Consider the following 26,598-nt stretch of genomic DNA (forward strand, 5'->3'; position numbering starts at 1 on the left):
GCTTATGGATCGTCTGCCCCTGGAGTTGTTGCGCGCCTTCGAGTCGGCGGCCCGTCATCAGAGTTTCACCGCGGCGGCGGTGGAGCTGGGCACCACCCAGCCGGCGGTCAGCCAGCAGATCAAGCGCCTCGAAGCCCTGCTGGAGGTGCGCCTGTTCGACCGTGTCTACCGGGGTATCAACCTCACCGAGGGCGGTGCCGTGCTGCTGCAGCACGTCCAGGCTGGCCTGGGCGAATTCAAGGCCGGTATCGACGCGGTCAAGGCCCGCCAGCCCCAGGAGGTGGTGCAGGTAGCCACCGACTATGCGTTCGCGGCCTTGTGGCTCATGCCGCGCCTGCCGCGTCTTCGCCAGCGCCACCCGCACCTGGAGGTCAGCATCCAGACCAGCGAACGCAGCCCCCTGGGCCTACGCGGCGACATCGACCTGGCCATCGTCTTCGGCGATGGCCGTTTCAAGCACGGCGAGGCCCTGCGCCTGTTCGGCGAAGAAGTCTTCCCTGTGTGCAGCCCGATGCTGCTCAACGCGCGTACCTTGCCCCTGGCACCCAGTGCGTTGGCCGAGCTGCCGCTGCTGCACCTGCGAGCCGACTCGCACAGCCGTTGGTACGACTGGCCTCGGCTGTTCCGCGCCCTGGGCATCGGCGCCGCGCCCCCTACCGGGCTGAGCCTGGACAACTACAGCCTGCTGATCCAGGCGGCCATCGCCGGGCAGGGCGTAGCCATCGGTTGGCGGCACCTGGTGGACGACTTGATCCGCCAGAACCTGCTGTGCCGCCCGCTGAGCCAGAGCGTCGAGTCGCCGTTCGGCTATTACGCCATCCTGCCCGAGCGCAAGCGCCGGGCGCGCATGCTCGAGTCGGTCACGTCGTGGCTGATGGAAGAGCTGGGCAGCGAGTGCGATGCCTGGGCAAGTTCTAGACAGCCGGATGCCACCAACGCCTAGAAAAAGCTGCGCTGGGCCTTGAGCGTCACCATGCTTTCGCAATAGCGGTTGATGCCGGCATAGGCATCGCAACCCACGCCGCGCAGGTCCGAGTCGCTGTAGATCAGGTTGAGGTCGATGCCCAGCCACGGGCGTGACAGCTCCAGCGACCAGTCACTGAAGGCATCCACCTGGCTGCCGTCGCCAATGGTGAAGGGCGTGCCCAGGCGATGGTGGGCGACCTTGACCGTGAGGTCGACATCGAACAAGGGCAGGTGGCCGAGGTCGGCGAACAGCGTACCGGTGCGATTGTTCGGGTTGTCGCGCAGTGCGCCGCCGAAATGGCTGCCCAGCACCGAGATGCCGCCATACAGGGCATAGCTGTCGCTGCCGGCGAGGTAGGGCTGGCTGTAGTGGATCAGCCCCGCCTCGAAGCCCAGGCTGTCGTCGAAACGCCGTTTGTAACCCAGGTAGCTGTCCAGGCGCAGGGTAGAGGTGGGCGTCAGGCCCATGCTCGGGGCGTATTGGCCGAAGTACCAGCCGCTGGGGTGGCTGAGGTCGAGGCCGCCGTGGAAGGCGCCGACGGCACTGGGCGACACCAGCCCATGGGCCATGGTGCGGGAGGCGTCGGTGCCCAGCTTGAAATCGAAGTCGCCCAACTGGCGCTGGATCTGCTGGGCCTGTAGCGCTGGGCTGAACACCAAGGCTGCAGCCAGCAACAGAAGGGGCCGGGTCATGCTCGCCGTCCTGGAAAGCCTGTTTTGGAGGGGCAGAGGATAACGGTGTTGGGCAGCGGGGGAAACCGCACGATCCGTCACGACCAAGCCAAAGGCGCGCTGACTGGTTGGTCGCTCAGAGGATGAGCCGCGACGGTATCGGATAGCAGTGCTTTGTTGGCGGGCAAGATAATCGGGCCGCGCATCGCGTTCGCCTGTGGGTGCACAGGGTGTATGGCAATTACAAATCCAAGAAACCCAGAAAGGGGCTTTAAGTGATGGCAGCGCAAGACAACGATGAAACGCTGGCTCTCGGTGTGACCGATCCTTCGAAAACCCAAGAGGCAGAGCAGGATCGCGACCGTGAGGGCAAGATCGACTGGGTCGTCTTCGGTATCACCAGTATCGTCGCTGTCGCCTTCGTCATCTGGGGCTTTCTCAATCAAGCGAGCCTTGCCGCCAGCGCCTCCACGGCGCAATCCTGGGTCATCGTCAACTTTGGCTGGTTCTTCGTACTGACCTCTACCGTATTCGTGGTCTTCGTGCTTTGGCTGGCCGCCAGCCGGTACGGCAAGGTCCCGTTAGGGCGTGACGGCGAGCCCCCGGAGTTTCGCACGGTTTCCTGGGTTGCCATGATGTTCAGCGCCGGAATGGGCATCGGCCTGATGTTCTTTGGCGTCGCCGAGCCGCTTTCCCACTACGTGACACCGCCCCCCGGCACGGCGAGCGGGCAAACCAGCGAGGCGATGCAAGTGGCCATGGCGACCACGCTGTTCCACTGGACCCTCCATCCGTGGGCCATGTACGCCATCGTCGGGTTGGTGATCGCCTACGGCACCTTCCGCCGTGGCCGTTCGCAGCTCATCTCCGCAGCGTTCCGGCCATTGATCGGCAAGCACGCCAATGGCCCGGTAGGCCGTGTCATCGACATGATGGCCATCTTCGCCACCCTGTTCGGCTCGGCGGCTTCGCTCGGCCTCGGTGCCCTGCAGATCGCTGGCGGTCTCGAACACAATGGCTGGATTGAAAACCCCGGCAAGCTTTTCTACCTGTCGATCATCGTCGTGTTGACCGTCGCCTTCGTCGCCTCGGCGGTTTCAGGGATCGGCAAGGGCATACAGTGGCTCTCCAACACCAACATGGTGCTGGCCCTGGTGCTGGCGGTGTTCGTGTTCATGGTGGGCCCTACGCTGCTGATGTTGAACCTGCTGCCGACGTCGATCGGTGTATACATCAAGCTGCTACCCGAAATGATGGCCCGCACCAGTGCCAGTGGCGGTGAGCAGATGGACACCTGGCTGGCCAGCTGGACGGTGTTCTACTGGGCCTGGTGGATCTCCTGGACCCCCTTCGTCGGCATGTTCATCGCGCGCATCAGCCGCGGGCGCACCATTCGCCAGTTCGTCACCGGTGTGCTGCTGGTGCCGAGCCTGGTCAGCCTCGTCTGGTTCACCGTGTTCGGCGGGGCCGGCATCGACGCCGTGCGCGAGGGGAGCCTGTTGCTGGTCGATGGCGTCGTGAACAGCAACTACGCCCTTTACGAGCTGCTGGAAAGCTACCCGCTGGCGTCTGCAACGTCGGTACTGGTCATGCTCCTGGTGGCCATCTTCTTCGTGTCCGGCGCCGATGCCGCCTCGCTGGTCATGGGGACGCTGTCGGAGCACGGCACCACGGAGCCTTCGCGCGCCACGGTGATCTTCTGGGGCGCGCTCACCGGGACGGTCGCTGCGATCATGCTGGCGATAGGCGACCCGCGAAACCCCGGCGCGGCGCTCACGGGCCTGCAGAACCTGACCATCATCGTCGCGTTACCCTTCGTCATCGTGATGGTGCTGCTGTGCCTGGCGCTGTACCGCGACCTGCGCAAGGATCCGATGATGTTGCGCCATGTGCGCGGCACCGAGTTGATCGAGAAGGCCGTGCTGTATGGTGCGGTCAAGCATGGGGAAGAGTTCTATATCGTGGTCCGGGAGAAGAAATCCGCTGTCGAGCGCTCCCGGGGCGAAGCGAAGGTGCTCGAGACCTGACACTGCCCGAGTGTTTGCAGGGCAGCGCAGGCGCTAATTGCGCAAGCCGATGTCATGGCCATGTTCTGCGCTGTCTGCAGGTGTAGTTTGGAGCCGGCCGTGGGGCGCTTGCATTCACATGTCGATCAGGAAGGTGTTTGCCTTGATTGAGTCACCATTTTCGGCCTCAAACGTCACGGATAGGGCGTAGGTGGCTACCATCCGGTCGGTTGCCTCGATTCGAAGCTCAACACGGGCGAGGCCATCCGGGCCGACTTCGATAGGCGGATTGAGTGGCATGCGCACTACACGAGCATCCACGACTCGACCCGTTGTCCAAGGGGTGTTCAACGCTGTGGGCCTATCCCGGCATGAGTGATCATCAGCGCCGATAATGGCGATGATCATGCTTGTAGCGATGATCATGCCCATGTCGGTGCTGCATCGCTCGGTAATGATGGCGTTCCCAGTCGCGACGGCGCTCGGCTTCGCGGCGGGCCTGCTCCCTGCGCCATCTGTCCCGGCGCCAATCGCTTCGATGATCGTGCCAGCGGCCGTCATGCCAGTGTCGGTCGTCATGGGCCAGCAATGGCCCGGGCTGCTGGCCGGTCAGGCTGGCCAAGGTTGGCCACGGGTTTTCGGAAGGCTGTACCGGCGCCTGGGCGGTCGTGACTTTGGTCGCCAAAGCTGGGGGCGGGGTCTTCATCTGCGTTGCCGATGCCGAGCCCATTGCCGCGAACGCGAACAGGCCAAGGAGCACCATCCGGGGGACATGGAGTTTCATGAACGAAGACCACCTCTGATTGACAATGGGACACGCGGCCATCCGGCGGCGGGAAAGCATCGAAGTCGTGCTCGCCGACCTCTGGGCTTATCCCATAGACCGGTAAATAGGAAAAAGTTCTAAGGACAGTACGTTGGCGTAGGGAAGGCTTCCATCTCGCTCGGGATGATGATTGCGCTCGAAGCGCTACGGATGAGTGTGATCGTACAACTGCTTGCGCTATCATGACGGCTGTCTTTCAACGTGAACGCAAGGGCATGACAGAGCAGCAGGTACAGACCCGGACTCGGCGCAAACCGCGCAGTCTGGCCCAGGAACTGGTCACGGTGCTGACTGAGCGCATCCGCAGCGGTCAGCTCAAGCGCGGCGACAAGTTGCCGACCGAATCGCAGATCATGGCCGAGGAGGGCGTCAGCCGCACCGTGGTCCGTGAGGCGATCTCCAGGCTGCAGGCGTCGGGCCAGGTCGAGACGCGCCACGGCATCGGCACCTTCGTTCTGGACGCGCCGGCCAGCAGTGGCTTGCGCATCGATCCGGCGACCATCGTCACCTTGCGCGAGGTGTTGGCCGTGCTGGAGCTGCGCATTGCCCTGGAGGTCGAATCGGCAGGCCTGGCGGCCCAGCGGCGCAGCGACGAGGCGCTGGCGGCCATGCGTGAAGCGCTGGACGAGCTCAACGAAGGCGTGTCCCATGCCTCGGACGCCGTCTCGGCGGATTTCCAGTTCCACCTGCTCATCGCGCAGGCCAGCGGTAATCACTACTTCGCCGACATCATCGATCACCTGGGCACCAGCATCATTCCGCGCACGCGCCTCAACTCCGCACGCCTGGCCCATGACGACCAGGCCCACTACATGAGCAGGCTGCGCCACGAGCATGATGCGATCTACGAGGCGATCGCCCGGCGAGACAGCGAAGGGGCGAAGATGGCGATGCGGATGCACCTGTCCAATAGCCGGGAGCGGTTGCGCCAGGCGCATGAGGAAGCCGAGGCGCAGGGCGCCTGAGGCCGATGGCTTGCTGTTCACTCAAGATCCTGGGGGCGCGAAGCGGCCCCCTGGGATCTGACGAACTCAACCAATGACGCCTGTGCTCCACTGCCCATTGACCAACCGGCGCAGCGCCAGCGGGTTGCTGTCGCGCAACGCTTCAGGCAGCAGCGCCTGCGGGTAGTTCTGGTAGCACACCGGGCGCAGGAAGCGATCGATGGCCAGGGTGCCGACCGACGTACCCCGTGCGTCGGAGGTCGCCGGATAAGGGCCGCCATGGACCATGGCATCACACACCTCGACGCCGGTCGGGTAGCCATTGACCAGGATGCGGCCGACCTTTTCCTCCAGCAGCGGCACCAGCCAGGCGAAGGCTTGCAGGTCTTCCGGCTCACCGATCAGAGTCGCTGTCAGCTGGCCGCGCAGGCCTTGCAGCGCAGCCCGCAACTGCTCGTTGTCCTGGGCTTCCACAGCGACGGTCGTGGGGCCGAACACTTCCTCTTGCAACAGCGGGTCGGCGTCTATCAACAGCTGGGCGTCGGCCTTGAACAGTTGGGCCTGGGCCTGGTTGCCGCCCTGGGCGCGCCCGGCCAGGTGACGGATACCCGCGTGGGCATGCAGGTGTCCAAGGCCTGCGGTATAGCTGTTCAACCCGCCGGCGTTGAGCATGGTCTGGCCCGCCTGCTGCTCCAGATGCTGGCCGAGATCGGCGAGCAGTTGGCTGTACTGCGGCGATCGCAGGCCGATGACCAGGCCCGGGTTGGTGCAGAACTGGCCGGCGCCGAGGCAGACCGAGCCTGCCAGTTCACGGGCGATGGCTTCGCCGCGCTTGGCCAGCGCGCCCGGCAGGATGATCACCGGGTTGATGCTGGACATCTCGGCGAACACCGGGATGGGCTGTGGGCGCTCGGCCGCCATGCGGCACAGGGCGTCACCCCCTCTGAGCGAGCCGGTGAAACCCACCGCCTGGATCGCGGGGTGCTTGACCAGCCATTCGCCGACACCGCCGCCGAAGACCATGTTGAACACGCCCCTGGGCATGCCAGTACGCTCGGCGGCGCGCTGGATCGCGCAGCCGATCAGGTCGGCGGTGGCCATGTGGCCGCTGTGCGCCTTGAAGACCACCGGGCAGCCAGCGGCCAGGGCGGCCGCGGTATCGCCGCCGGCGGTAGAGAAGGCCAGCGGGAAGTTGCTGGCGCCGAACACCGCGACCGGGCCTACACCGATGCGCATCTGGCGGATGTCCACCCGTGGGAGCGGTTGGCGTTCGGGCAATGGGAGGTCGATACGTGCACCGAGGAAGTCGCCGCGGCGCAAGACCTCGGCGAACAGGCGCATCTGGCCGCTGGTACGCCCTCGCTCGCCCTGGATGCGTGCCGCAGGCAGCGCGGTTTCACGGCAGACGATGTCGACGAAGGCGTCGTCCAGTTCGTCGAGCTCGGCGGCGATGGCGTCGAGGAACTCGGCGCGGCGAGCCGGGGCCAGGTGGCGGAACTCGGCGAAGGCGTTGGCGGCGGCGCGGGCGGCCTGGTCCACCTCGGCCTCGGTGGCCTGGAAGAACACGTAGGGCAGGGGCTCGCCGGTGGTGGCGTCCAGGCTCTGGAGGCGTTGCGTGCCAGTGGCGCTGCGTTGCCCGGCGATGAAGTTGTGGCCGAGGATCTCAGGCATGGAGTACTCCTGTATGAATGTGATTGAGCGGGCGCCGCAGGCCGTTCAGGTAATCGGCGCCGGATTGAACAGGGTGATGTCGTTGTGCAGCTTGTGCCGCTCGGCCCAGGTCTGCTTGCGACCGCTGGCCACATCCAGGTAGTAATGGAACAGTTCCCAACCCAGCTCCTCGATGGTCGCGCGGCCGCTGGCGATGCGCCCGGCGTCGATGTCGATCAGGTCGGGCCAGCGCTGGGCGAGTTCGGTGCGTGTGCACACCTTGACCACCGGCGCCATGGCCAGGCCGTAGGGCGTGCCGCGCCCGGTGGTGAACACGTGCAGGTTCATCCCCGCCGCCAGTTGCAGCGTGCCGCAGACGAAATCGCTGGCTGGCGTTGCGCAGAAGATCAGGCCTTTGCGCGTGACGCGCTCGCCAGGGCCGAGCACGCCCTGGATGGCGCCGCTGCCGGACTTGACGATCGAGCCAAGGGATTTCTCGACGATGTTCGACAGCCCCCCCTTCTTGTTGCCCGGCGTGGTGTTGGCGCTGCGGTCTGCCGCGCCTTGCTGCAGATAGCGGTCGTACCAGTCCATTTCGCGCACCAGAGCGTCGGCCACCGCCTGGCTCTCGGCGCGCGAGGTCAGCATGTAGATGGCGTCGCGCACCTCGGTGACTTCCGAGAACAGGACCGTGGCGCCTGCGCGCACCAGCAGGTCGGCGGCAAAGCCTAGCGCCGGGTTGGCGGTGATACCGGAGAACGCATCGCTGCCGCCGCATTGCATGCCGAGGATCAGCTCACTGGCCGGGACGGTCTCGCGGCGGCGCTTGTCGAGCTTGGCCAAGCGTGTCTCGGCAAGGGCCATGATTTGCTCGACCATCTCGACGAAGCCCAGGTTGGCATCCTGCAGGCGGTACAGCCAAGGCTCGTCGAGGTCGACCGAAGGATCGTCGGCGTGCATCACCTGGTCGGCCTGCAGCTTTTCGCAGCCCAGGCTGATGACCAGCGCCTCGCCGCCGAGGTTGGGGTTGCGCGCGAGGTTGCGCACGGTGCGGATGGGGATGTAGGCATCCCGGGCGTTGATCGCGACGCCACAGCCATAGCTGTGGGTGAGGGCGACGACATCGTCGACGTGGGGGTATCTGGGCAGCAACTCTTCGCGAATGCGTTTGACCGCATGGTCCAGCACGCCGGTCACGCATTGCACCGTGGTGGTGATGCCGAGGATGTTGCGCGTGCCCACAGTCCCATCGGCGTTGCGAAACCCCTCGAAGGTGTAGCCTTGCAGTGGCGGCAAGGCCTCGGGGACGGCATCGCAGCGCGGCAGGCTGTCCAGTTCCGGAGCGGCAGGCATGGCCAGTTGGCTTTCCTTGACCCAACTCCCCCGGCGCAGGTCTTCCAGGGCATGGCCGATGATCTGTCCGTAGCGCCGTACGGGTTCTCCCTTGGCGATATCCACGGTGGCGACCTTGTGGCTTTGCGGTACGTCTTCGACCAGGGTCAGGCCGTCGGCGAAGCTGGCGCCTTCCCCCAGGCCGCCGTCGTTGACCACCACCACGACGTTGTCATCGTCGTGCAGGCGGACGTAGCGGGGCGAGTCGGAGTGTTCGATCAACTGCATGATGGAGCCCTTCTTGTGGTGTTCACAGGCGTGTTTCACTCAATGGCGCGAGCCGGCCAGTTCGCTGCTGGCGGCCATGCCTGGCGTGGCGTCATCCTTTGGGACGTCACGCAGCTCGATGCGCTTGATCGGGCCCACGATCACCAGGTAGCTGAACACGGCGACCAGGGCATTGGCGCCCACGTACACCAGCGCCCATTTGAACGAACCCGTGGCGCTGATGATGTAGCCGATGACGATCGGCGTGGTGATCGAGGCGATGTTGCCGAAGGTGTTGAACATGCCGCCGGACAACCCGGCGATCTGCTTGGGCGAGGTGTCCGAGACCACCGCCCAGCCCAGGGCGCCGATGCCTTTGCCGAAGAACGCCAGCGTCATGAAACCCACCACCATCCATTCGGCCTCGACGTAGTTGCAGAAGATCATCGTGGTCGACAGCAGCAGGCCGCAGACGATTGGCAGTTTGCGCGAGAAGGTCAGCGAGTGGCCACGGCGCAGCAGCCAGTCCGAGATCACGCCGCCAAGCACACCGCCGACGAAACCGCAGATGGCCGGCAGCGAAGCGATGATGCCGGCCTTGAGGATGGTCATGCCGCGCTCTTGCACCAAGTACACCGGGAACCAGGTCAGGAAGAAATAGGTGATGGCGTTGATGCAGTACTGGCCAAGGTAGACGCCCAGTAGCATGCGGCTGGTCAGCAGCTGCTTGATGTAGCCCCACTTGGGGCCGTCGTTGGCACGTTTCTGGTCCATGTCCACCAGGCCGCCGTTCTGCTCGATGTGTTCGAGTTCGCTGCGGCTGATGCGCGGATGCTCCTTGGGGTTGTAGATGGTCTTGAGCCAGACACCGGAAAACACGATGCCCAATGCGCCCATCACCACGAACACGTGCTCCCAGCCGAAGCGGAAGACGATCCAGCCCATGATCGGGGCGAACAGCGCCGTGGCGAAGTACTGCGCCGAGTTGAACACCGCCGATGCGGTACCGCGCTCGGCGGTGGGAAACCAGGCGGCAACGATGCGGGCATTGCCAGGGAACGACGGCGCTTCGGCAAAGCCGACCAGAAAGCGCAGGGTGAACAGGGTCACCACCGCCCAGGCCACCGGCAAGCCGCCGACGAAGCCTTGCAGCAGAGTGAACAGCGACCAGGTGAAGATGCTGAAGGCGTAGACCTTCTTCGAGCCGAAGCGGTCGAGCAGCCAGCCGCCGGGGATCTGGCCGGCTACGTAGGCCCAGCCGAACGCCGAGAAGATGTAGCCGAGCGTCACCGCATCGATGCCCAGGTCCTTTTGCAGGCTGGAGCCAGCGATGGCGATGGTGGCACGGTCGGCATAGTTGATCGTGGTCACCAGGAACAGCATGAGCAGGATCAGGTAGCGTACATGCGTCTTTTTAGTCGCTTGCATTGATGGAGCTCCCACTAGTTATTGTTGTGCGGGGATCGGGTATGGGCCGAAGCGGGATGGCTCCGCTTCGGCCATGGCAAGGGCAGGTCGCCAGGGCGCCGCTTATTGCGGGCCCATCTTGTCCATCAGGGCTGCGAGCATCCCGTACTCTTCGGCGGTCAGGTCGGTCAGTGGCGTGCGCACCGGGCCCGCATCGTAACCGGCGATTTTCGCTCCGGCCTTGACGATGCTGACGGCGTAACCGGCCTTGCGATTGCGGATATCCAGGTACGGCAGGAAGAAGTCGTCGATCAGCTTGGCGACGGTGGCGTGATCATCGCGGGCGATGGCGTGGTAGAAGTCCATCGCGGTCCTGGGCACGAAGTTGAACACCGCCGACGAATACACCGGGACGCCCAAAGCTTTGTAGGCTGCAGCATACACCTCGGCGGTCGGCAGGCCACCCAGGTAGCTCAAGCGCTCGCCCAGGCGGCGACGAATCGACACCATCAGCTCGATGTCGCCCAGACCGTCCTTGTAGCCGATCAGGTTCGGGCAGCGCTCGGCCAGTTGTTCGAGCTGCGTGGCATTGAGGCGGCAGACGTTGCGGTTGTACACCACCACGCCGATTTTCACCGACTTGCATACGGCCTCGACGTGGGCTGCAACGCCGTCCTGGCTGGCCTCGGTGAGGTAGTGGGGCAACAGCAGCAGGCCCTTGGCGCCCAGGCGTTCAGCTTGCTGGGCATATTCGATGGCCTGGCGGGTGGAGCCGCCCACGCCGGCGAGTATCGGCACCGAGCCTGCGCAGGTATCCACGGCGGTCTTGATGACTTGGCTGTATTCGCTGGCCGCCAGGGAGAAGAACTCACCGGTGCCGCCAGCGGCGAACAGTGCGCTGGCGCCGTAGGGGGCCAGCCATTCCAGGCGTTTGACGTACCCGGCCGGATTGAAGTCGCCCTGGGCGTCGAAGTCGGTGACGGGGAACGACAGCAGGCCATGGGAGAGGATGGATTGCAGCTCTTGTGGGGTCATTGTTGTAGGCATCCTGTGGCGCTTGGGGTGGGGTTTCAAAGTTGATGTAGGTTATCGTACAACTTGGCGGGTGCCTAGCCCTCACGTGAAGATTGTTTGACGTGGAGATCTAGCAGATGGCGACTACGGCGGGGTTTGATCGTAAGAGGTAGGGCGGGGAAAACAACTGTTGTCGTATCAGTTTGAGGAGTATGCAGTGACCAGCGACACCAAGCGCCTTGGCATCGCGCTGGTTCGGCCAGCGCGGTGCTTAACGTCTGGCATCGCCTGGCGCTTGCTCTCCACGGTGGCTGTTCTCAATACTCGCGCAGTGTCGAGCCTGGGCGTCAGGGTCAGCAGGGTGGCGGCAAGGGGGACGGCAAGAAGGCTGCCAGCGACGGACATGGCGGGGCCTGGGCTGGTGGGTTACGCGCACGTTAACGTGCAGGGCATTGGTTTGCCACTCGACGCATTGCTTCCCGTGGAGCTTGCCGCTAGAGTCTGGGCCAGGGCGTACGCTGCGCCTGCGGTCCGCGCGAAGGGGTTTCCCAGGCACGCTTGCTATTTTCCTTCACTCCAGCTCCCGGCTTGTCGGCGGACCGAGCCCCAAAAGGAGTTGGCATGCCTGCCATCCATGCATCCCGCCATCATGGCCTGCTCGACGTACCCGCCTTGCGCAAGCGCGCCAAGCGCCTGCTGGCGGCGCTGAACGACGGCGAGGCCGACGATGCCCGCGCACAACTGCGCACGCTCGGCCTGCCAGGCCCCGATTACCGTCTCGCCGACATCCAGTGGCTGGTGGCCCGCGAGGCCGGCTTCGCCAGCTGGCCCAGGCTCAAGGCCCATGCCGACGCCGTCGCCTTCGCCGCACGCCACCCAGGCTTTGCCAGCGACGGCGAGGCGAGCGTACAGCACTGGCGTTGCGGAAACGATATCGAGCACAGCTTGCGCATCGCGGGATTCGCCGGTGCGTTCCATATGTTCGCCGACCCCATGGTGATGGGGCCGGTGCCGGCGCTGCCCGAGGAGGAGTACTGGGCGGTACGCGCCGCTTACATACAGCAGGCGTTCGGCCTTGCCGCCGTGGATATCGAACAGCGCCAAACCCAGCAGCGTTCGGCACTGGCGCAGTTGGGCGCCGACAGCGAAGTGGTGCTCTGGTGCGAAGCGGACGCCTACGACCAACTGTTCCTGGTGCGCCTGCTGGCAAGCCTGCCCAGCCTGCCGCGCCGGCTCGAACTGATCGAAATCAACCAGGTTCCAGGTGTCGAACGCTTCATCGGGATCGGCCAACTGGCCCCGGACCTGCTCGCCTGGCTCTGGCCGCAACGCCGCGCGCTGGGCGAGGATGCCTTGGCCTTGGCGCGCCAGGCATGGGCGGCCTATACCGCAGCAGATCCGCGTACTTGGGCAGGCCTGGCCACCCGGCAGCATCCCGCCTTGCCGCTGCTGGGGCCGGCGCTGGCGCGCCAGTTGCAGGAGCTTCCGGGGGCGGCTGACGGTTTGAGCCTCACCGAGCGGCTGGTGTTGCGCATCCTGGCGGTACATGGCGAACGTCCCGCTGGCTGGGTATTCGCCCAGCTGATGCAGCACGACGAGCCGCTGCCATACCTGGGCGACCTGATGTTCCACACCTTGCTGCGGCCACTGGTCGATGCACCCCGCCCGCTGTTGCATGAAGGAGAGGGCGATAGCTGGTCGCAACGCCCCCTGCGGTTGACGGCGCTTGGCGAGCAGGTGTTGGCCGGGCAGGCCCATTGGCTCGACCAGGCACCTGCGCCGCGTTGGGTTGGCGGGGTGCGTATCGCTGGCGACCAGGCGCCTTGGGTGGTGAGTGGGGAAGGGCAGGTCTGGCGGCGCTGATGGGCCTGACTCCAACATCGATGCCGGTCAGTCAAGACTTTCAGTTGCCATTTGGGGCGCGAAGCGGCCCCAAGTGGCAGTTATATACAGATGGCCACGGCCACCTCAGATGGAGCGCTGATTGACACGTGCGCTGAGCTGTTCGGCATTTTCCTTACGCTCCGAGTAGCGATCCATCAGGAACGCTTGGCGGTCACGCAGCAGCAGGGTGAACTTCACCAGTTCTTCCATTACATCGACCACACGATCGTAAGCAGGATACGCGGCTTGTGGTCGCTGGTACGGGTGCCGGTACGTCGAACAGCGAAAGGTCGAGGTTGGGCAGTTGCTCTGACATGGGGCCTGCTGCTCAGAGAGCGCCGATGCGGTCCAGCTCGCGTTTGAGCTCGTCGCGATCGAGCGTGCCGAAAGGCAGTTCGAAGAAGGTTTCGCATCGCTTGCGGATATGCGCCAGGGTGACGCGGAAGGCGGTATCGACCGACGCTTCGTCGCCAATGCTATCGGACGGGTCCTCCAACCCCCAGTGAGACTTCAAGGCAGGGCCGAAATACACCGGGCAGGCTTCCCCGGCGGCCTTGTCGCAGACGGTGATGACGATGTCCGGCGGATTGCCCTCGAACGCGTCATTGCCCTTGCTGCGCAGGCCTTCGGTGGAAATGCCGGCTTGTCGCAAGGTGGCGAGACTGCGCGGCAGTACCTGCCCCTTGGGGAAGCTGCCGGAACTGATCGCCTCGAATCCCGACGGGGCCAGGTGGTTGAACAGCGCTTCGCAAAGGATGCTGCGGCAGCTGTTGGCTGTGCACATGAAAAGGACTCGCATGGAGGGCTCCTGCGCTGGGTGGCGAGCGTCAGAGGCCCAGGCGTAACGCCAGGGCCGAAAGGGTAATCAGCAGAACCGGCAGGGTCAGGAGGATGCCGACCTTGAAGTAGTAGCCCCACGTGATGCGCATGCCCTTGCGTTCCAGCACATGCAGCCAGAGCAGCGTGGCGAGGCTGCCGATGGGGGTGATCTTCGGGCCGAGATCGCAGCCGATGACGTTGGCGTAGATCATTGCCTCGCGTACCAGCCCATCTGCCCCGCTGGCCTGGATCGACAAGGCGCCGAGCAGCACGCTGGGCATGTTGTTCATCACCGACGACAGCAGGGCCGAGAGCAGGCCGGTGCCGATGGCGGCACCCCACACGCCATGCGCGGCCAGCCGGTCGAGCAACTGGGCGAGGAAATCCGTGAGGCCGGCATTCTTCAGGCCGTACACCACCAGGTACATGCCGAGGGAAAAGACCACCACCTGCCAGGGGGCCTCGCGCAGCACGCGACGGGTAGAGATCCTGTGGCCGCGAGCCGCAACCGCAAAGAGGGTCGCTGCACACACGGCAGCGACCGCACTGATCGGGATACCCAAGGGCTCCAGGGCGAACAGGCCGATCAGCAACACCAGCAGCGTCCACCCGCCAACGACAAAGGTGGCGCGGTCATGGATTGCCGCTTTCGGCTCCCGCAGCGCGTCGAGGGCGTACTGCTTGGGAAGGTCGCGCCGGAAGAACAAGAAAAGCACCATCAAGGTGGCGGCGACGCTGGCCAGGTTCACCGGCATCATCACCGAGGCGTACTCTGCGAAGCCCAGCGCGAAGTAGTCGGCCGAGACGATGTTCACCAGGTTGGAAACCACCAGCGGCAGGCTCGCCGTGTCGGCGATGAAGCCTGCGGCCATGACGAATGCCAGCGTGGCAGCGGGCGGGAAGCGCAACGCGACCAGCATCGACATGACGATAGGCGTAAGAATCAGCGCCGCGCCATCGTTGGCGAACAGCGCTGACACAGCGGCGCCGAGCAGCATGCAGAAGGCGAATAGGCGATAGCCGCTGCCATTCGCCCAGCGCGCCACGTACAGGGCGGCCCATTCGAAAAAACCGGCCTCGTCCAGCAGCAGGCTGATGATGATGACGGCGATGAACGTGGCAGTGGCATTCCAGACGATGCTCCACACGGTCGGAATGTCGTGCAGGGAAACCGCGCCCACCCCCAGCGCGATGATTGCGCCCAGTGCAGCGCTCCAGCCCACGCCGAGGCCTTTGGGTTGCCAGATGACCAGCACCAGGGTGAACACGAAGACAGCGAGTGCAACTAGCATGGGAGGTTTGCTCGTCGAGAGGTCAGCAGCAGGCGGTAGCGCGGACGGGGCGGTCGTCCATGTTCTGCAAGCGAGAGGCGTTGTCCTGCAGCCACTGGGCATTGGCACGCAACGTCACCTGCAGCATCTCGTGCACCCAGGCGGGCAGCTGCGGATTGAGGCGGTAATACACCCATTGGCCCTGGCGGCGATCGAGCAACAGGCCGCTGCTTCGCAGTTGTGCCAGGTGACGGCTGATCTTCGGTTGGCTGTGGTCCAGGGCACACATCAGCTCGCAGACACACAACTCGCCCAAACGGGCGATGAGCAAGGTGGCACGAGCCCGGGTCTCGTCGGACAGGCTCTTGAAGACCTCGGGAGGCGTAATCATGGGCAGGGCTCTTGCATATGGAGATTCGAATATACGGATTTCCATATGTTTCGCGCAACCCCAGCCACTGCTGTCTATAGGGAATGATTCATGTGGATGTGGGCGAGCTGCCACGATCCGTTACTCGGTCGTTTCAAACGCCTCGTGGGACGCCACGACCCCAGCGGGTAGTTCAGTGCTCGGAAGTACCCAGGCGAAAAAAGCCCCGCAATCGAAACGAGCTACGGGGCAACGATGCGCCTGTCGTGGGAGCGGCCTTGCCGGGGCGCCAGACCGGTCGTCAAGGGCTTCACGGCTTCAAGCACCTTGAACGGGTCGGCTCTTCAGCAAAACGGCGATCGCCTCAATGGTCGCTCATCATCGCGTTGACGTACTGGATACCGACCCCGAAGGCTCCACCGAATCTTCTGGAGATACCGGTGGTGAGGTCGTAGGTTTCCACCCGGGCCCAGTCGCGTTGCAGTTCGAGCAGGTAGGTGAGGGCGGTGATCGGGCGCGCGCCGGCCTGGATCATGCGTTGTACCGCGCGCTCATGGGCCTCGGCGGTGCAGTCGCCGCAGGCATCGGTCACCACATAGACTTCGTAGCCTTGCTCCAGTGCCGACAACACGGGGCCGTTGCAGCACACCGACGTCCACAGGCCGCAGATGACCAGGCGCCCCTTGTCCGTGGCGTTGATTCCGGCGATGAAGTGTTCGTCTTCCCAGGCATTGGACGTGGTGCGGTCGATGACATCGGCGTTGGGGAAAGCCTCGGTGATCTCTTCGAACAGCGGGCCGGCGAAGGTGTCCTTGGAGATCGTGGAGATCACCGTCGGGACGCCGAAGCCCTTGGCCGCATGGGCCAGGATGGCGGTGTTGGCACGCAGGTTGGTGACGTCGATGGACTTGGTATTGAAAGCCATCTGCGATTGGTGGTCGATCAGCACCAGGGCGTGGTCGTGTGGGCTCAGCAGGCTGCGGGCGGGTTTGGCGCAGGCTTTGATGCTCATGGCGGTGAGTCCTCTTGTAGGTTTCGGTGTGCCCACGTGCGGCGGGCTGCATGCAGTCACGGATGACGGGCCGGCCCACGATCATCGTGCCTGGAAAGTCTACGTTCAGCCCCGGCGCCATGAGCGTGCGTTTAGGCGAAACCGATTGCGCAAAAATGCCGAGGGCGTGTGCGGCCTACTGCTCGCTCGTGCCCGGGGCGCCATGGCCTTCGATGAAGGCACGCTGGCGGACGATGGCGTCGGCGCAATGCGTCATGAAGGCATAGATGCGTTCTGATTTGCGGATGTCGGGGTGGGTCAGCAGCCACAACTCGTCATACACCTCGGGCTCGACAGGGCCGATGCGCACAAGGTCTGGCACCAGGTCGCCATGCATGCAGGGCAGCAAGCCGATGCCGATGCCCGCGCGGATGGCTGCCGCTACGCCGTAGACCGAGTCGCTGCGGTAGATGATGTTTTCGCGGGGTACGTGCTCATCGATGAATTGGTATGCCTTCAGGCTGGACAGGCCTTTGCCGTAGGAAACCCAGGTGCTCTGGTGTAGCGTGTCGAGGGTGCACGTACCGCCTGCGTATTTATCCAGGCGCCCGTAGGTGGCCCAGGCGACGATGGCCACCTTGCGTCCGAACAGGTTTTCCGGGACGGCCAAGGTTGCACGCAAGGCAATGTCGGAGTCGCCGCGGGCGAGGTTCAATGGCTGGTTGCTGACGATGACCTCGATGCGTATGCCTGGGTGGCAGGCCTGGAACTCGGCGATGATGGGGGTGAGGAAATCCACCAACAGCGCATCGCTGGTGGTGATGAGCAGGTCGCCCTTGTAGCGTTGGGCCTGCTCCGACACCCGCCGCGCCACGCCGAGAACGTCTTTCTCGACGCGGTTGGCCAGGGCGATCATGTCGGCGCCCGCGGCGGTCGCCACATAGCCATTGCGCCGACGGTCGAACAGTACCACGCCGAGGGTGCTTTCCATCGCCGAGAGCCTGCGCGAAACGGTCGAGTGATTGATGCCGAGCGCGTCGGCGGCCCCCATCTGGCTGTTGCATTCGCCGATGGCCTTGATGATGCGCAGATCATCCCATGAGAGTTTGTCCAGGGCCTCGCTCATGGTGGTGCTCCTCCGGTTCTGCCGGTACTGGTCGCTGTGATGGACAGGGTGTGCCGTCAGGGTACCCGGCTGGAGGCCGGCCCTGCCTGGGGGCGATGGGCGTTTGGCGTGAAACGATGTCTGTCTGTCCTGATCCGAGGTCGCTCGTTTCTTGTTCCGTTGCAGGCCCGGTGCTGGAATTTCTCCAGGCGCCGCGAGGGCTCCATCGTCCACCCGGGCAGTGGTGATCGCGGCAGTACAACCTTGGCATTCGCGCACCTTGCTTCACCGCGCCGCCTGACCTGGAGTGTATGTCGATGACCGAAATCGTTGCTGGTATCAGAATCCCCGATAGCGCGATCGCCCGCGCTGCCACTGAGCTCGTTCGCGATACCGAGGACGACCTGCTGTTCAACCATAGCCGCCGGGTGTTCTGCTGGGGGGCATTGACGGGCGAACGCCGCGGCCTGGACTACGACCCCGAGCTGCTGTACCTGGGCGCCATGTTCCACGACATGGGGCTGACAGCGCGCTACTCGAGCCCTGAGCTGCGCTTCGAGGTCGATGGCGCCAACGCGGCCCGGGATTTCATGAAGAGCTACGGGGTCGCGGAGCGTGACATCGAGGATGTCTGGACGGCAATCGCCTTGCACACCACGCCCGGGATCCCCGAGCACATGCGGCCCACCATCGCCCTGGTGACGGCCGGGGTGGAGATGGATGTGCTGGGCATTGCCTACCATGACTTCAGCCACGAGCAGCGTTGCCAGGTCTGCGAGCATCATCCCCGTGAGGCGAATTTCAAGGAAGGCATCATCGAACACTTCGCCGACGGTATAAAACACAAGCCGTTGACCACCTTCGGCAACGTCAAGGCCGATGTGCTGGCGCTGAAGGTCCCTGGCTACACGCGCATGAACTTCTGCTCACTCATCCTCGGTTCGGCGTGGCCGAACTGAGGCAAGTGCCCGTGACCACCACCTGACGCCAGGAGCCATCGACATGACCGACACACGTTCCCGCGACAACGGCGCGCTGCCGACCCTGACCCATGCCACAGGGGCCCCGGTAGCGGACAACCTCAATACCATGACCGCCGGCCCTCGCGGCCCGGCGTTACTGCAGGATATCTGGCTGATCGAGAAGCTGGCGCACTTCGACCGTGAAGTGATCCCGGAGCGGCGCATGCATGCCAAGGGCTGGGGCGCCCATGGCACCTTTACGGTCACCCAGGACATTACCCGCTACACCAAGGCGAAGCTGTTCGCCGCGGTCGGCAAGCAGACCCCGCTGTTCGCGCGTTTTTCCACCGTGGCCGGCGAGCGTGGCGCCGCCGACGCCGAGCGCGATATTCGGGGCTTCGCGGTGAAGTTCTACACCGAGGAGGGCAATTGGGACGTGGTGGGCAACAACACGCCGGTGTTCTTCTTCCGCGACCCGATGCGTTTTCCCGACCTGAATCACGCCATCAAGCGCGACCCGCGCACCGGGCTGCGTTCGGCCGACAGCAACTGGGATTTCTGGACGCTGCTGCCCGAGGCCCTGCACCAAGTGACCATCGTCATGTCGGACCGTGGCATCCCCCGCAGCCTGCGGCACATGCACGGTTTTGGCAGCCATACCTTTTCGCTGATCAACGAGGCGAACGAGCGGGTGTGGGTCAAGTTCCATTTCCGTAGCCAGCAGGGTATCGAGAACCTGACCGACGAGCAGGCCGCGGCCTTGATCGCCACGGATCGCGAAAGCCATGGCCGTGATCTGCTCGAAGCCATCGAGCGGGGGGATTTCCCGCGCTGGACACTGTTCATCCAGGTCATGACGCAAACGCAGGCCCGGGCGCACCAGCACAATCCGTTCGACCTGACCAAGGTGTGGCCGAAGGCCGAGTACCCGTTGATCGAGGTGGGGGTGATGGAGCTCAACCGCTACCCGGACAATTATTTCGCCGAGGTGGAGCAGGTAGCATTCTCGCCAGCCAACGTGGTGCCCGGTATCGGTTTTTCACCGGATCGCATGCTGCAGGGACGGCTGTTCTCCTATGGCGATGCGCAGCGCTACCGGCTGGGGGTGAATTTCAACCACATCCCGGTCAATGCGCCACGTTGCCCCTTCCATAGCTATCACCGCGACGGCGCCATGCGCACCGACGGCAACCTGGGGCCCACGGCGAGCTACTGGCCCAACAGCAAAGGCACCTGGATTGGCGACGACCCATCGCTGAAGGAGCCACCGCTGGAGCTCGATGGTGCGGCCGACCATTGGGACCATCGCCGCGATGACGACCACTACGAGCAGCCCGGCAACCTGTTCCGCCTGATGACGCCTGCGCAGCGGCAGGCGCTGTTCGACAACACCGCGCGAGCCTTGGGGGATGCGCGCCTGGAAGTGAAACAGCGGCATGTCGCCAACTGCGCCAAGGCCGACCCCGCCTACGGCGCAGGTGTTGCCCAGGCCTTGGGCCTGTCGCCTGCCTGACAGACCGGCCGCCTGCCCATGCCGGCGTGCCGTCATGGGCAGGTGCGCTATGCCTGCGCTGTGCTGGAGGCCGGTGCCTGGCGGCGGAAGCTGGCCCGGTACTGGGCCGGGGTGATGCCAAGCCGTTCGCCGAAGGTGATGCGCATGCGGTCGACCGTGCCGAAGCCACAGTCGTAGGCGATGGTTTTCAGGGGGCGGTCGCTGGCTTCCAGCATCATGCGCGCGGCATCGATGCGCGCGCGCTGCACGAACTCGTGTGGGGTGATCCCGGTTTCCTGCACGAAATAGCGCGCCAGGTTGCGCGCGCTCATGCCAACTTCGGCGGCGAGCGATTCCAGGCTGTGCCGCTCGCCGATGTGGGTCATGACGTGCGCCTGGATGCGTGCTACCGGTGAGGCGGGGTTGGCCGGGGCGGTGAGGTACGGGCTGAACTGCGACTGGCCACCCTGACGCTGGGCTACCACCACCAGCCGCTTCGCTACGGTCAGGGCGATGTCCTGTCCATGGCATTGGCCGACCAGGGCCAGGGCCAGGTCGATGCCGGCGGTGACGCCTGCGGAGGTCACCAACCTGTCGTCGCGCACATAGATCGCGTCGGGCTCGACGCAGGCGTTCGGAAACCGCGCGGCCAGCTTGGGGACATTTTGCCAATGCGTTGTCACGCGGCGCTGGTCGATGAGGCCGGCGTACCCCAGCGCAAATACACCTGTACAAATGGAGCCGTATGTATGCGCGTGATTCGGGGCTTTGCTGGCCCATTCGATGAGTCTCGGATCCGGTGGTGCGTCGGGCAAGGCAGGGCCGCCGGCGATCAGCAGGATATCGAACGTCCCAGTTGCTTCAGCGAAGGTGAGGTCCGCCCGCAACTGCATGCTGTTCGATGCCCGCAGCGGGCTGTCGTCGGCGGCGACCAGCACTGTTTCGTACCGGTCTCCAGTTGCCAGGTAGGCGTTGGCTTCATGGAACACATCCATTGGGCCGACGACATCCAATGCCTGAACGCCATCGTGGATGGCAATCGCCACTGTTCGTACCGTCATCAGGTATTCCCTTGTACTGGCTCGGCGCCAACGCCGTGCGAGTGTTCGGTGACAGGATCGGTGAAGCGGCGGCCAGGAACCGTGCCTGGCCGCCGTCTTGATCATGATGCGCGGGCCGCGTCCCGGAAGTCAGCCAATTTTGGCAGGTGGGCGACATGCCGCAGCGATTAGTCTAAGGGGTATCCCGCACGTCATAGGCGATACGTCCTGCGGGTAGAAAGAAAAAGGCGATGAGCGCGCCGCCTTTGACCTCGGGAAAGTGCTGGCTGCCCGGTGCCGGAGCGGTCCAGCCAGCGCCTTGCCAGCCCTGCGGGCCTGCCAGCATGGCATCCTTGTCCAGCGGGATGACCATGTTCAGTTCGCCATAGGGATGGCGGTGATAGTCGCCACGGAAACTATGATCGACGTTGTTCATCTCATGGCTGCGGCTGTTCATGTAGACGGCGGTCATGCTGAAGTAGAAAGTGTCTGCGCTCGGCTCGCATAAACGGCTGCGGCGATAATGTTCACCGCTGATTTCGACATTGGCGAGCCAGCCCTCGGCCACGCCTTCGATCACGCGCTCGGCGATGTATCGATACGTTTCGCTGTCCGGGCCGTAATGTGCGTTCAACCAGTTTTCGGTTTCCGTGCCGGCTGTTTTATCTTTGACCAAGGCAAGGAAGTTGATACAGGCATTGATTAACTCATCTCTCTTTTTCAAGGGGGTGCCTCCTCGTGTTGTTGCCAGAAATTCTCCCATTGTTGTTTTTCGATAAGAAACGAATTATCTGCAGTGTGAGAATGCAGCCTGTTCATGGCGCAGTAGCGTACCTGTACTTTCGCTTCGATGAAGTTATGCATCATGGATAATCGACAGGTTGGGCGGGGAATGACCCAATGATTGCTTTCGACAAACTGGACCTGAACCTGATCCGGGTTTTCGATGCGGTCATGGAGGAGCGCAGTGTCCTGCGCGCCAGCCAGCGCCTGCATTTGAGCCCGTCTGCGGTGAGCCACGCGCTGGGGCGTTTGCGCGAAGGGTTGGGCGAGGAAATCTTCGTCCGTACCGGCCAAGGCATGACGCCTACCCACTACGCCTACCAGATCAGCGAACCACTGCGTTCGGCCTTGCGGAGCATCGGCGAGACGCTGGCCGGCGCAGCCGCCCCGTTCAACCCCGGGAGCATCGACCGATCGTTCGTGATTGCCGCCAACGACTATTTGTCGGCTACCTTGCTGCCGCAGTTGAACCGCCAGTTGCGCAGCGCTGCACCGGGTATCGACCTTGTGATTACGCCAGTGACACGCCTGGACTTGGCCGAGCAGATCGACCTGGGCCGCATCGATGTTGCGCTTGGTATGTTTCGCAGCGTGCCGGAGCGTCTGCGCAGTCGACCGATCCTCCTGCAGGAAGAAGTGCTGGTCTGTCGCGGCGACCATCCGCTGGGCAGTGCCCAGGCGACTCTTGCCGACCTCGCACGCTACCCGTTGGCCGTGGTTTCGCTAGGTGGCACGGATGCGAACAGTGACTACATTCTCGAACGGGGGTTGGCGCGCCAGACGGACATGTACGACCGTGGCGCGCTGGAGAACGCATTGGCCCAGGCAGGCCTGACGCTGCGCCGGCAAGTCGTGCTGCCGCATTTCCTGGCACTTCCCCTGTTGCTCGAAGACAGCGAGTTGCTGGCCATCATGCCGCGCCCTTTGGCCCGGACATTTGCCCGCACAATGGGCTTGATGATCAAGGAACTGCCTTATCCCGTAGCCCACCAGCAACTGGAGATGGTCTGGCATGGCAATAACGAAAACGACCCATCACAACGTTGGTTGCAAGAACAAGTTGCCTGTGCCGCGAAAGCATTGGACGTTCACGATGTGTGAAGAGGGGGCGTGCCGCGGTGATGGGGTAAGGGGGGGGCGTTCTCATGTAATGTTCGGGGCATTTTTAAAGTTCACATAGGGACGTATGACTCGACGTTATGCCAAGGTCATTGATGAAGTCTCAGCGCTCTGTCGATTCACTGTATTTACCAGGTCGCCTCAGAAACCTAGATCTGGCGCGGCATCCTTGAGCCACAGGCGGGCGCCCCGGGCGCCGGCCACGGCCTCGAATGGCATGCCGGGCGGCAGGCGCATCCAACTCAGTGGCTGTAGCGTGAAGTCTTCCCCGGCTATTTCGCCGTCGAGCAGCAGCAACTCCAGCCCCCGCGGATTGGCCAGTTGCACGGGCGATCCGGGCCTGGGCTGCTGGACCCAGACCCGTTCACATGCGTTCTCGAACAGCACCTGGTCGCCATGGACGGCCAGCGACGTGACGACCTGCTCGCGATCGTCAGCATCGAACTGGCGAAGCCGCACGAAGATCATGCAGCCTTCGCTCGCCCCTGGAGAATGTAAGCTGCCGGGCGGATTGCGCACGTAGGTGCCCGCTGGGTAGCGACCATGCTCGTCCTCGAACACGCCATCGAGCACGAGAAACTCCTCACCACCCGAATGGACATGTGCGCTGAACTGGCTGCCGGGGGCGTAGCGCACCAGGCTGGTGGCCCGTGCCTGCTCGCCACCCAGGCGATACAGTGGGCGCCGCTCCACACCGGGCAGCGGGCTGGCGACCCAGGGCAGGCTCGCGCCATGCATGATCGCGCGCAGCGAGAGGTCGGCGTTCAGGCGATCGGGGATCATGGTTCGATCCTGCCGCTGTTCACCACCATGTTCTTGTCGTCGAGCATGAGCGTCTCCCGAAACTGTAGCGCTGCGTACTTGGATGCTGCGTCGGATATGCAATTACAACCGGACACTAAGGTGCATATTCAAAGTGAGCGCCGCAAAGGTAGCCCTCACTGCCCATGAAAAGCCTTCCGCATGATCCGATCAAGTCGATGCCAATTGAGCTGGTCGGAATGCATATCCATCCGCCTGAACGAGCTGTCGCGTCTCGTTGCCGGTTCCGCAACCCAATTTCAATGGCCTGGCCAACATCTATCTGGTTCGACAAGACTCATCGTGTGGGAGATGGCCCGCGTTTCTCGCTCTGTTGGTAAAAAGCAGTCCAACGGGTCATGGGCAGGTACTTTCGTTCAGCGCGGGCAGGCCATCGAGAAATGCAGACACCTGCCGAGTGTTGCGCAAGTGAACCGTAGGCACCTGGGGCCCCATGGCCAGGCGCATGGCCTCGATACCCGGGCGGTAGTCACGATCGAATTGCCATACGAATTTGAGAAAGGTCAGGAACGCCCTGTCCAGGTGCTCTCTACACCCTGCTGCAATGTCAGGCCGAGGGCGGTTCATGACGCTACGCATGATCACCCGCAGGAAACAGGTCAGCCGCGGCGTATCGAGCCAGATGACCAGGTCGGCGCGGGGCAGGCGAAGGTCGAAGGTCCGGCGGGCATAGTTGCCTTCGCAGATCCAGGCATCCGTGGCGACCGCCTCGCGGACTCGCGCGCGGAACTGCTCGGCATCGGGTTCGATCCAGCCAGGTTCCCAGAACAGTGTGTCGAGGTGTACCACCGGCAGGCCAAGGCGCTTGCCTAGGGCGCGGGCGAGAGTGGACTTGCCACTGCCGGCATTGCCCAGAATCACAATCCGTTGCATGAGGACTTCCTGTCGCGAAAAAGGCCGGCGATTTTGCAGGTTTTCTCTGGCCTGTCAACGTTGGGTGGAGCCATTGATCGTTTCTCGGAAAGGGGCGTGCGGTGAGAGGCGCGGGGTAGGTCTTTAAACTGCTCCCAATCAGTATGCCGATGTCATGACCTCGGACGAGGTGGTCGCGCAGTTGGGCCTGGGGTAAAGCGGGTTCATGGAGGGCTGCAAAGCGAGCCCGGCGGCTCAGTACGCTGCCAAGGTATCGAGCACGAAATCCGCCCGCGCCGCCACGCCGATCTTGGGCAACAGCGATACCTCGTACCCCAACGATGGATAGGCCTGCAGGAGCCGCTCGAACTCAGCCCGTGCAGCCTCCATGTCGTGCCGGCGCTCCGCGTCCTGCACATAGATTTCCGGCCAGGGCGGGGTGAGAAACACGTGCGGGTGATAACGACAGGATTGGCCTAGCGTGGCGAGCAGGGGCTCTCCTGTCAGCGCCTGGATTGCCGCCGTCGCATCGACCAGCCCACGATCGAAGAAGACCCACTGGCGGTCGTTGCGCGGAGCCTGGGCATGGTCATCCAATGCCAGGTCGATGACCCGGCGTAAAAAACCGACGGTGTCGACCCAGGGCAGTGCCTGGCCTCCCGTGCGTATTTCTTCTTGTACGATGCGCCGGCCGGGTTCTTCGACCACGGCATGGCCACGCCGCCCAAGCTCCTCGAGCAGGGTGGACTTGCCGCCGCCCGAGCAGCCGGAAATGATGACGAAGCGGTTCATGGGGATTTCCTTGTTCATGATGATCATCGATCGACAACCCACGCGTCATGCGTGTGCCTATTGAGCGTCCACCGGCACAAGGCAGCCATCGCGCCCCATGCGGTAGCGCTGCAGGTCCTGCGCCAGCACCAGGTGACCGCTGTAGTGCGCCCGAGCCTCTTGGCGAACGTCTTCGATCGAGGGGCTGCGCTGGGCATTGGGCTGGTAGCGGGCGCTGAAGTGGGTCAGCACCAGGTTCGCAACGCCCGCCGACTCGGCGAAGCGGGCCACGGCCGCGGCGGTGCTGTGGCCGAAGGTCGCCTGGGTGCGTTCGACGACCGGTTCGGTGAAGGTCGCCTCGTGCACCAGCACATCCACGCCTTGCGCCACGTCGGCCAGCAGCCCGGGGGTGTCGTTGTCGCCGCAGACGATCACCCGCCGAGGCGGGCGTGACGGGCGCAGGTAATCCTGGGCGTGCAGCAACCGCCCGGCATGTTCCACCGAGTGGCCGTGGGCAAGCTCGCCCCATAGGGGGCCGCGGGGGACACCGTCGGCCTCCAGGCGTTGTATATCCAGGCGAGGGTCGGGGTTGACCTCGGTGAACACATAACCATAGCTGGGCACCCGGTGCGATAGCTGCACGGGGGTGGCCTGGATGTTGCCACTGCACCAGCCCTCCAGGCTTTCGACCGCCTGCAGGCGCAATTCGAAGGGCAGGTAGGTCTCGCTGACGGCCAACCCCAGGCGCAGCCATTCGTGTAGCGCGGCCGGCAGGATCAGGTCGAGCGGTTCGCTACGCCCGGACATGCCGGCACTGGCCAACAGGCCCGGCAGGCCGAAGCAGTGGTCGCCATGGACATGGGTGATGAAGATCGCGCGCAGGTCGCAGACCGACAGCGGGGTTCGCAGGAGCTGGTGCTGGGTTGCCTCGCCGCAATCGACCAGGTACCAGGCGCTGCCGCTGGCCTCGATGAGGGCGGTACCGCTGACGTTCCGGGCCTTGGTGGGGATCCCGGCGCTGGTGCCTAGAAACTGCAGGTCCATGGGTGCCGGCTCCTTTGTTCGTGGCGTTCAAGGTTGCGTGTAGTGTACGACCATTGTCGGGCGGATGGATTCAGGGGGCTGCATAGCCGCTTTTTCAACCCTCGGCTTGGCCGATGTACAAAGCACTTGGAACCAAAGCGATATGTAAAATAGAATTACTATCATTTGCGACCATCGCCCAGAGCCTCC

Annotated in this window: 24 protein-coding genes and 2 pseudogenes; 7 read left to right on the forward strand and 19 right to left on the reverse strand. The window is 64.0% G+C overall.

Annotated features, from left to right (window positions below):
• Positions 1-4 precede the first annotated feature (4 nt).
• Complete coding sequence (locus ABFA30_RS13225; RefSeq protein ID WP_225788411.1) at positions 5-943, forward strand: choline sulfate utilization transcriptional regulator; 939 nt, start codon at positions 5-7, stop codon at positions 941-943.
• Here ABFA30_RS13225 and ABFA30_RS13230 read toward each other — a convergent pair.
• Entirely contained in the window at positions 940-1,659 is a 720-nt protein-coding gene (locus ABFA30_RS13230) for a TorF family putative porin (RefSeq protein ID WP_225788410.1), read from the reverse strand. The two genes, ABFA30_RS13225 and ABFA30_RS13230, sit on opposite strands and share 4 nt — an antisense overlap.
• Before the next feature lie 257 nt (positions 1,660-1,916).
• On the opposite strand from ABFA30_RS13230, the gene ABFA30_RS13235 reads away from it, so the two are divergent.
• Positions 1,917-3,665, forward strand: a complete 1,749-nt coding sequence (locus tag ABFA30_RS13235) for a BCCT family transporter (RefSeq protein WP_225788409.1) — start codon at positions 1,917-1,919, stop codon at positions 3,663-3,665.
• 114 nt (positions 3,666-3,779) lie between these two features.
• Here ABFA30_RS13235 and ABFA30_RS13240 read toward each other — a convergent pair whose 3' ends face one another.
• Positions 3,780-4,223, reverse strand: coding sequence for a hypothetical protein (locus ABFA30_RS13240; protein ID WP_368815299.1), 444 nt, complete (start codon positions 4,221-4,223; stop codon positions 3,780-3,782).
• Between the two features lie 462 nt (positions 4,224-4,685).
• Here ABFA30_RS13240 and ABFA30_RS13245 point away from each other — a divergent pair, with 462 nt between their 5' ends.
• Positions 4,686-5,435, forward strand: coding sequence for a FadR/GntR family transcriptional regulator (locus ABFA30_RS13245; RefSeq protein ID WP_225788484.1), 750 nt, complete (start codon positions 4,686-4,688; stop codon positions 5,433-5,435).
• A gap of 66 nt (positions 5,436-5,501) precedes the next feature.
• Here the strand turns inward: ABFA30_RS13245 and ABFA30_RS13250 are convergent, their stop codons facing one another.
• The 5 genes and pseudogenes from ABFA30_RS13250 to ABFA30_RS13270 form a co-directional block, all read right to left on the reverse strand.
• On the reverse strand, positions 5,502-7,085 hold the full coding sequence (locus ABFA30_RS13250; protein ID WP_410045534.1) for an aldehyde dehydrogenase (NADP(+)): 1,584 nt from the start codon (positions 7,083-7,085) through the stop codon (positions 5,502-5,504).
• A 45-nt stretch (positions 7,086-7,130) separates the two neighbouring features.
• Complete coding sequence (gene garD, locus ABFA30_RS13255; protein WP_410045535.1) at positions 7,131-8,684, reverse strand: galactarate dehydratase; 1,554 nt, start codon at positions 8,682-8,684, stop codon at positions 7,131-7,133.
• A 39-nt stretch (positions 8,685-8,723) separates the two neighbouring features.
• Entirely contained in the window at positions 8,724-10,091 is a 1,368-nt protein-coding gene (locus tag ABFA30_RS13260) for an MFS transporter (protein WP_253080468.1), read from the reverse strand.
• A 102-nt stretch (positions 10,092-10,193) separates the two neighbouring features.
• Positions 10,194-11,105 (reverse strand): 5-dehydro-4-deoxyglucarate dehydratase, encoded by a 912-nt coding sequence (gene kdgD / locus ABFA30_RS13265; protein ID WP_225788403.1) that lies wholly within the window; start codon positions 11,103-11,105, stop codon positions 10,194-10,196.
• A 261-nt stretch (positions 11,106-11,366) separates the two neighbouring features.
• Positions 11,367-11,489, reverse strand: a pseudogene (locus tag ABFA30_RS13270) (LysE family translocator); the annotation flags it as partial.
• 216 nt (positions 11,490-11,705) lie between these two features.
• On the opposite strand from ABFA30_RS13270, the gene ABFA30_RS13275 reads away from it, so the two are divergent.
• Entirely contained in the window at positions 11,706-12,947 is a 1,242-nt protein-coding gene (locus tag ABFA30_RS13275; RefSeq protein WP_410045536.1) for a DUF1835 domain-containing protein, read from the forward strand.
• A 105-nt stretch (positions 12,948-13,052) separates the two neighbouring features.
• On the opposite strand, the pseudogene ABFA30_RS13280 reads toward ABFA30_RS13275, so the two are convergent.
• The 6 genes and pseudogenes from ABFA30_RS13280 to ABFA30_RS13305 all read right to left on the reverse strand — a co-directional run.
• Positions 13,053-13,205: pseudogene (locus ABFA30_RS13280) on the reverse strand (arsenical resistance protein ArsH); the annotation flags it as partial.
• Positions 13,206-13,296: 91 nt separating this feature from the next.
• Entirely contained in the window at positions 13,297-13,767 is a 471-nt protein-coding gene (locus ABFA30_RS13285; protein WP_368815295.1) for an arsenate reductase ArsC, read from the reverse strand.
• 28 nt (positions 13,768-13,795) lie between these two features.
• Positions 13,796-15,079: an arsenic transporter gene (locus ABFA30_RS13290; RefSeq protein WP_253080470.1), complete on the reverse strand. Its 1,284-nt coding sequence runs from the start codon at positions 15,077-15,079 to the stop codon at positions 13,796-13,798.
• A 22-nt stretch (positions 15,080-15,101) separates the two neighbouring features.
• On the reverse strand, positions 15,102-15,449 hold the full coding sequence (locus ABFA30_RS13295) for a metalloregulator ArsR/SmtB family transcription factor (RefSeq protein WP_225788399.1): 348 nt from the start codon (positions 15,447-15,449) through the stop codon (positions 15,102-15,104).
• Positions 15,450-15,792: 343 nt separating this feature from the next.
• Entirely contained in the window at positions 15,793-16,440 is a 648-nt protein-coding gene (locus tag ABFA30_RS13300) for a hydrolase (protein ID WP_225788398.1), read from the reverse strand.
• Positions 16,441-16,615: 175 nt separating this feature from the next.
• Positions 16,616-17,545, reverse strand: a complete 930-nt coding sequence (locus tag ABFA30_RS13305; protein WP_410045537.1) for a LysR family transcriptional regulator — start codon at positions 17,543-17,545, stop codon at positions 16,616-16,618.
• Between the two features lie 296 nt (positions 17,546-17,841).
• Between ABFA30_RS13305 and ABFA30_RS13310 the strand changes: the two genes are divergently transcribed.
• Complete coding sequence (locus tag ABFA30_RS13310; RefSeq protein ID WP_225788396.1) at positions 17,842-18,483, forward strand: HD domain-containing protein; 642 nt, start codon at positions 17,842-17,844, stop codon at positions 18,481-18,483.
• A 43-nt stretch (positions 18,484-18,526) separates the two neighbouring features.
• Positions 18,527-19,999 carry a catalase gene (locus ABFA30_RS13315; RefSeq protein WP_225788395.1) on the forward strand — a complete coding sequence of 491 codons (1,473 nt, stop codon included), beginning with the start codon at positions 18,527-18,529 and terminating at the stop codon, positions 19,997-19,999.
• Between the two features lie 47 nt (positions 20,000-20,046).
• Here ABFA30_RS13315 and ABFA30_RS13320 read toward each other — a convergent pair whose 3' ends face one another.
• Positions 20,047-21,039 carry a GlxA family transcriptional regulator gene (locus ABFA30_RS13320; protein WP_225788394.1) on the reverse strand — a complete coding sequence of 331 codons (993 nt, stop codon included), beginning with the start codon at positions 21,037-21,039 and terminating at the stop codon, positions 20,047-20,049.
• A gap of 172 nt (positions 21,040-21,211) precedes the next feature.
• Positions 21,212-21,742: a DUF4863 family protein gene (locus ABFA30_RS13325; protein ID WP_410045538.1), complete on the reverse strand. Its 531-nt coding sequence runs from the start codon at positions 21,740-21,742 to the stop codon at positions 21,212-21,214.
• 176 nt (positions 21,743-21,918) lie between these two features.
• Here ABFA30_RS13325 and ABFA30_RS13330 point away from each other — a divergent pair, with 176 nt between their 5' ends.
• Entirely contained in the window at positions 21,919-22,902 is a 984-nt protein-coding gene (locus tag ABFA30_RS13330; RefSeq protein WP_225788392.1) for a LysR substrate-binding domain-containing protein, read from the forward strand.
• 159 nt (positions 22,903-23,061) lie between these two features.
• Here ABFA30_RS13330 and ABFA30_RS13335 read toward each other — a convergent pair whose 3' ends face one another.
• The 4 genes from ABFA30_RS13335 to ABFA30_RS13350 form a co-directional block, all read right to left on the reverse strand.
• Positions 23,062-23,703, reverse strand: coding sequence for a cupin domain-containing protein (locus tag ABFA30_RS13335; RefSeq protein WP_225788391.1), 642 nt, complete (start codon positions 23,701-23,703; stop codon positions 23,062-23,064).
• A 375-nt stretch (positions 23,704-24,078) separates the two neighbouring features.
• Complete coding sequence (locus ABFA30_RS13340) at positions 24,079-24,615, reverse strand: AAA family ATPase (protein WP_368815289.1); 537 nt, start codon at positions 24,613-24,615, stop codon at positions 24,079-24,081.
• A gap of 234 nt (positions 24,616-24,849) precedes the next feature.
• Positions 24,850-25,404 (reverse strand): AAA family ATPase, encoded by a 555-nt coding sequence (locus ABFA30_RS13345; protein WP_410045539.1) that lies wholly within the window; start codon positions 25,402-25,404, stop codon positions 24,850-24,852.
• A gap of 39 nt (positions 25,405-25,443) precedes the next feature.
• A complete protein-coding gene (locus ABFA30_RS13350) occupies positions 25,444-26,409 on the reverse strand; it encodes a ribonuclease Z (RefSeq protein WP_368815287.1) in 966 nt (321 codons plus the stop codon).
• Positions 26,410-26,598 lie beyond the last annotated feature (189 nt).

The sequence above is a fragment of the Pseudomonas sp. HLMP genome (assembly GCF_046365545.1).
GTDB lineage: Bacteria > Pseudomonadota > Gammaproteobacteria > Pseudomonadales > Pseudomonadaceae > Aquipseudomonas > Aquipseudomonas guariconensis_B.

Excerpts from the sequence above, each read along its gene's own strand:
- ABFA30_RS13245 (WP_225788484.1), top strand. The coding sequence starts at position 4,686 with ATGACAGAGCAGCAGGTACAGACCCGGACTCGGCGCAAACCGCGCAGT.
- ABFA30_RS13305 (WP_410045537.1), bottom strand. The coding sequence starts at position 17,545 with ATGAGCGAGGCCCTGGACAAACTCTCATGGGATGATCTGCGCATCATC.
- ABFA30_RS13225 (WP_225788411.1), top strand. The coding sequence starts at position 5 with ATGGATCGTCTGCCCCTGGAGTTGTTGCGCGCCTTCGAGTCGGCGGCC.
- ABFA30_RS13230 (WP_225788410.1), bottom strand. The coding sequence starts at position 1,659 with ATGACCCGGCCCCTTCTGTTGCTGGCTGCAGCCTTGGTGTTCAGCCCA.
- ABFA30_RS13320 (WP_225788394.1), bottom strand. The coding sequence starts at position 21,039 with ATGACGGTACGAACAGTGGCGATTGCCATCCACGATGGCGTTCAGGCA.
- ABFA30_RS13340 (WP_368815289.1), bottom strand. The coding sequence starts at position 24,615 with ATGCAACGGATTGTGATTCTGGGCAATGCCGGCAGTGGCAAGTCCACT.
- ABFA30_RS13310 (WP_225788396.1), top strand. The coding sequence starts at position 17,842 with ATGACCGAAATCGTTGCTGGTATCAGAATCCCCGATAGCGCGATCGCC.
- ABFA30_RS13335 (WP_225788391.1), bottom strand. The coding sequence starts at position 23,703 with ATGATCCCCGATCGCCTGAACGCCGACCTCTCGCTGCGCGCGATCATG.
- ABFA30_RS13285 (WP_368815295.1), bottom strand. The coding sequence starts at position 13,767 with ATGCGAGTCCTTTTCATGTGCACAGCCAACAGCTGCCGCAGCATCCTT.
- ABFA30_RS13275 (WP_410045536.1), top strand. The coding sequence starts at position 11,706 with ATGCCTGCCATCCATGCATCCCGCCATCATGGCCTGCTCGACGTACCC.
- ABFA30_RS13235 (WP_225788409.1), top strand. The coding sequence starts at position 1,917 with ATGGCAGCGCAAGACAACGATGAAACGCTGGCTCTCGGTGTGACCGAT.
- ABFA30_RS13330 (WP_225788392.1), top strand. The coding sequence starts at position 21,919 with ATGATTGCTTTCGACAAACTGGACCTGAACCTGATCCGGGTTTTCGAT.
- ABFA30_RS13260 (WP_253080468.1), bottom strand. The coding sequence starts at position 10,091 with ATGCAAGCGACTAAAAAGACGCATGTACGCTACCTGATCCTGCTCATG.
- ABFA30_RS13290 (WP_253080470.1), bottom strand. The coding sequence starts at position 15,079 with ATGCTAGTTGCACTCGCTGTCTTCGTGTTCACCCTGGTGCTGGTCATC.
- ABFA30_RS13350 (WP_368815287.1), bottom strand. The coding sequence starts at position 26,409 with ATGGACCTGCAGTTTCTAGGCACCAGCGCCGGGATCCCCACCAAGGCC.
- garD (WP_410045535.1), bottom strand. The coding sequence starts at position 8,684 with ATGCAGTTGATCGAACACTCCGACTCGCCCCGCTACGTCCGCCTGCAC.
- ABFA30_RS13345 (WP_410045539.1), bottom strand. The coding sequence starts at position 25,404 with ATGAACAAGGAAATCCCCATGAACCGCTTCGTCATCATTTCCGGCTGC.
- ABFA30_RS13300 (WP_225788398.1), bottom strand. The coding sequence starts at position 16,440 with ATGAGCATCAAAGCCTGCGCCAAACCCGCCCGCAGCCTGCTGAGCCCA.
- ABFA30_RS13250 (WP_410045534.1), bottom strand. The coding sequence starts at position 7,085 with ATGCCTGAGATCCTCGGCCACAACTTCATCGCCGGGCAACGCAGCGCC.
- ABFA30_RS13240 (WP_368815299.1), bottom strand. The coding sequence starts at position 4,223 with ATGACGACCGACACTGGCATGACGGCCGCTGGCACGATCATCGAAGCG.
- kdgD (WP_225788403.1), bottom strand. The coding sequence starts at position 11,105 with ATGACCCCACAAGAGCTGCAATCCATCCTCTCCCATGGCCTGCTGTCG.
- ABFA30_RS13315 (WP_225788395.1), top strand. The coding sequence starts at position 18,527 with ATGACCGACACACGTTCCCGCGACAACGGCGCGCTGCCGACCCTGACC.
- ABFA30_RS13295 (WP_225788399.1), bottom strand. The coding sequence starts at position 15,449 with ATGATTACGCCTCCCGAGGTCTTCAAGAGCCTGTCCGACGAGACCCGG.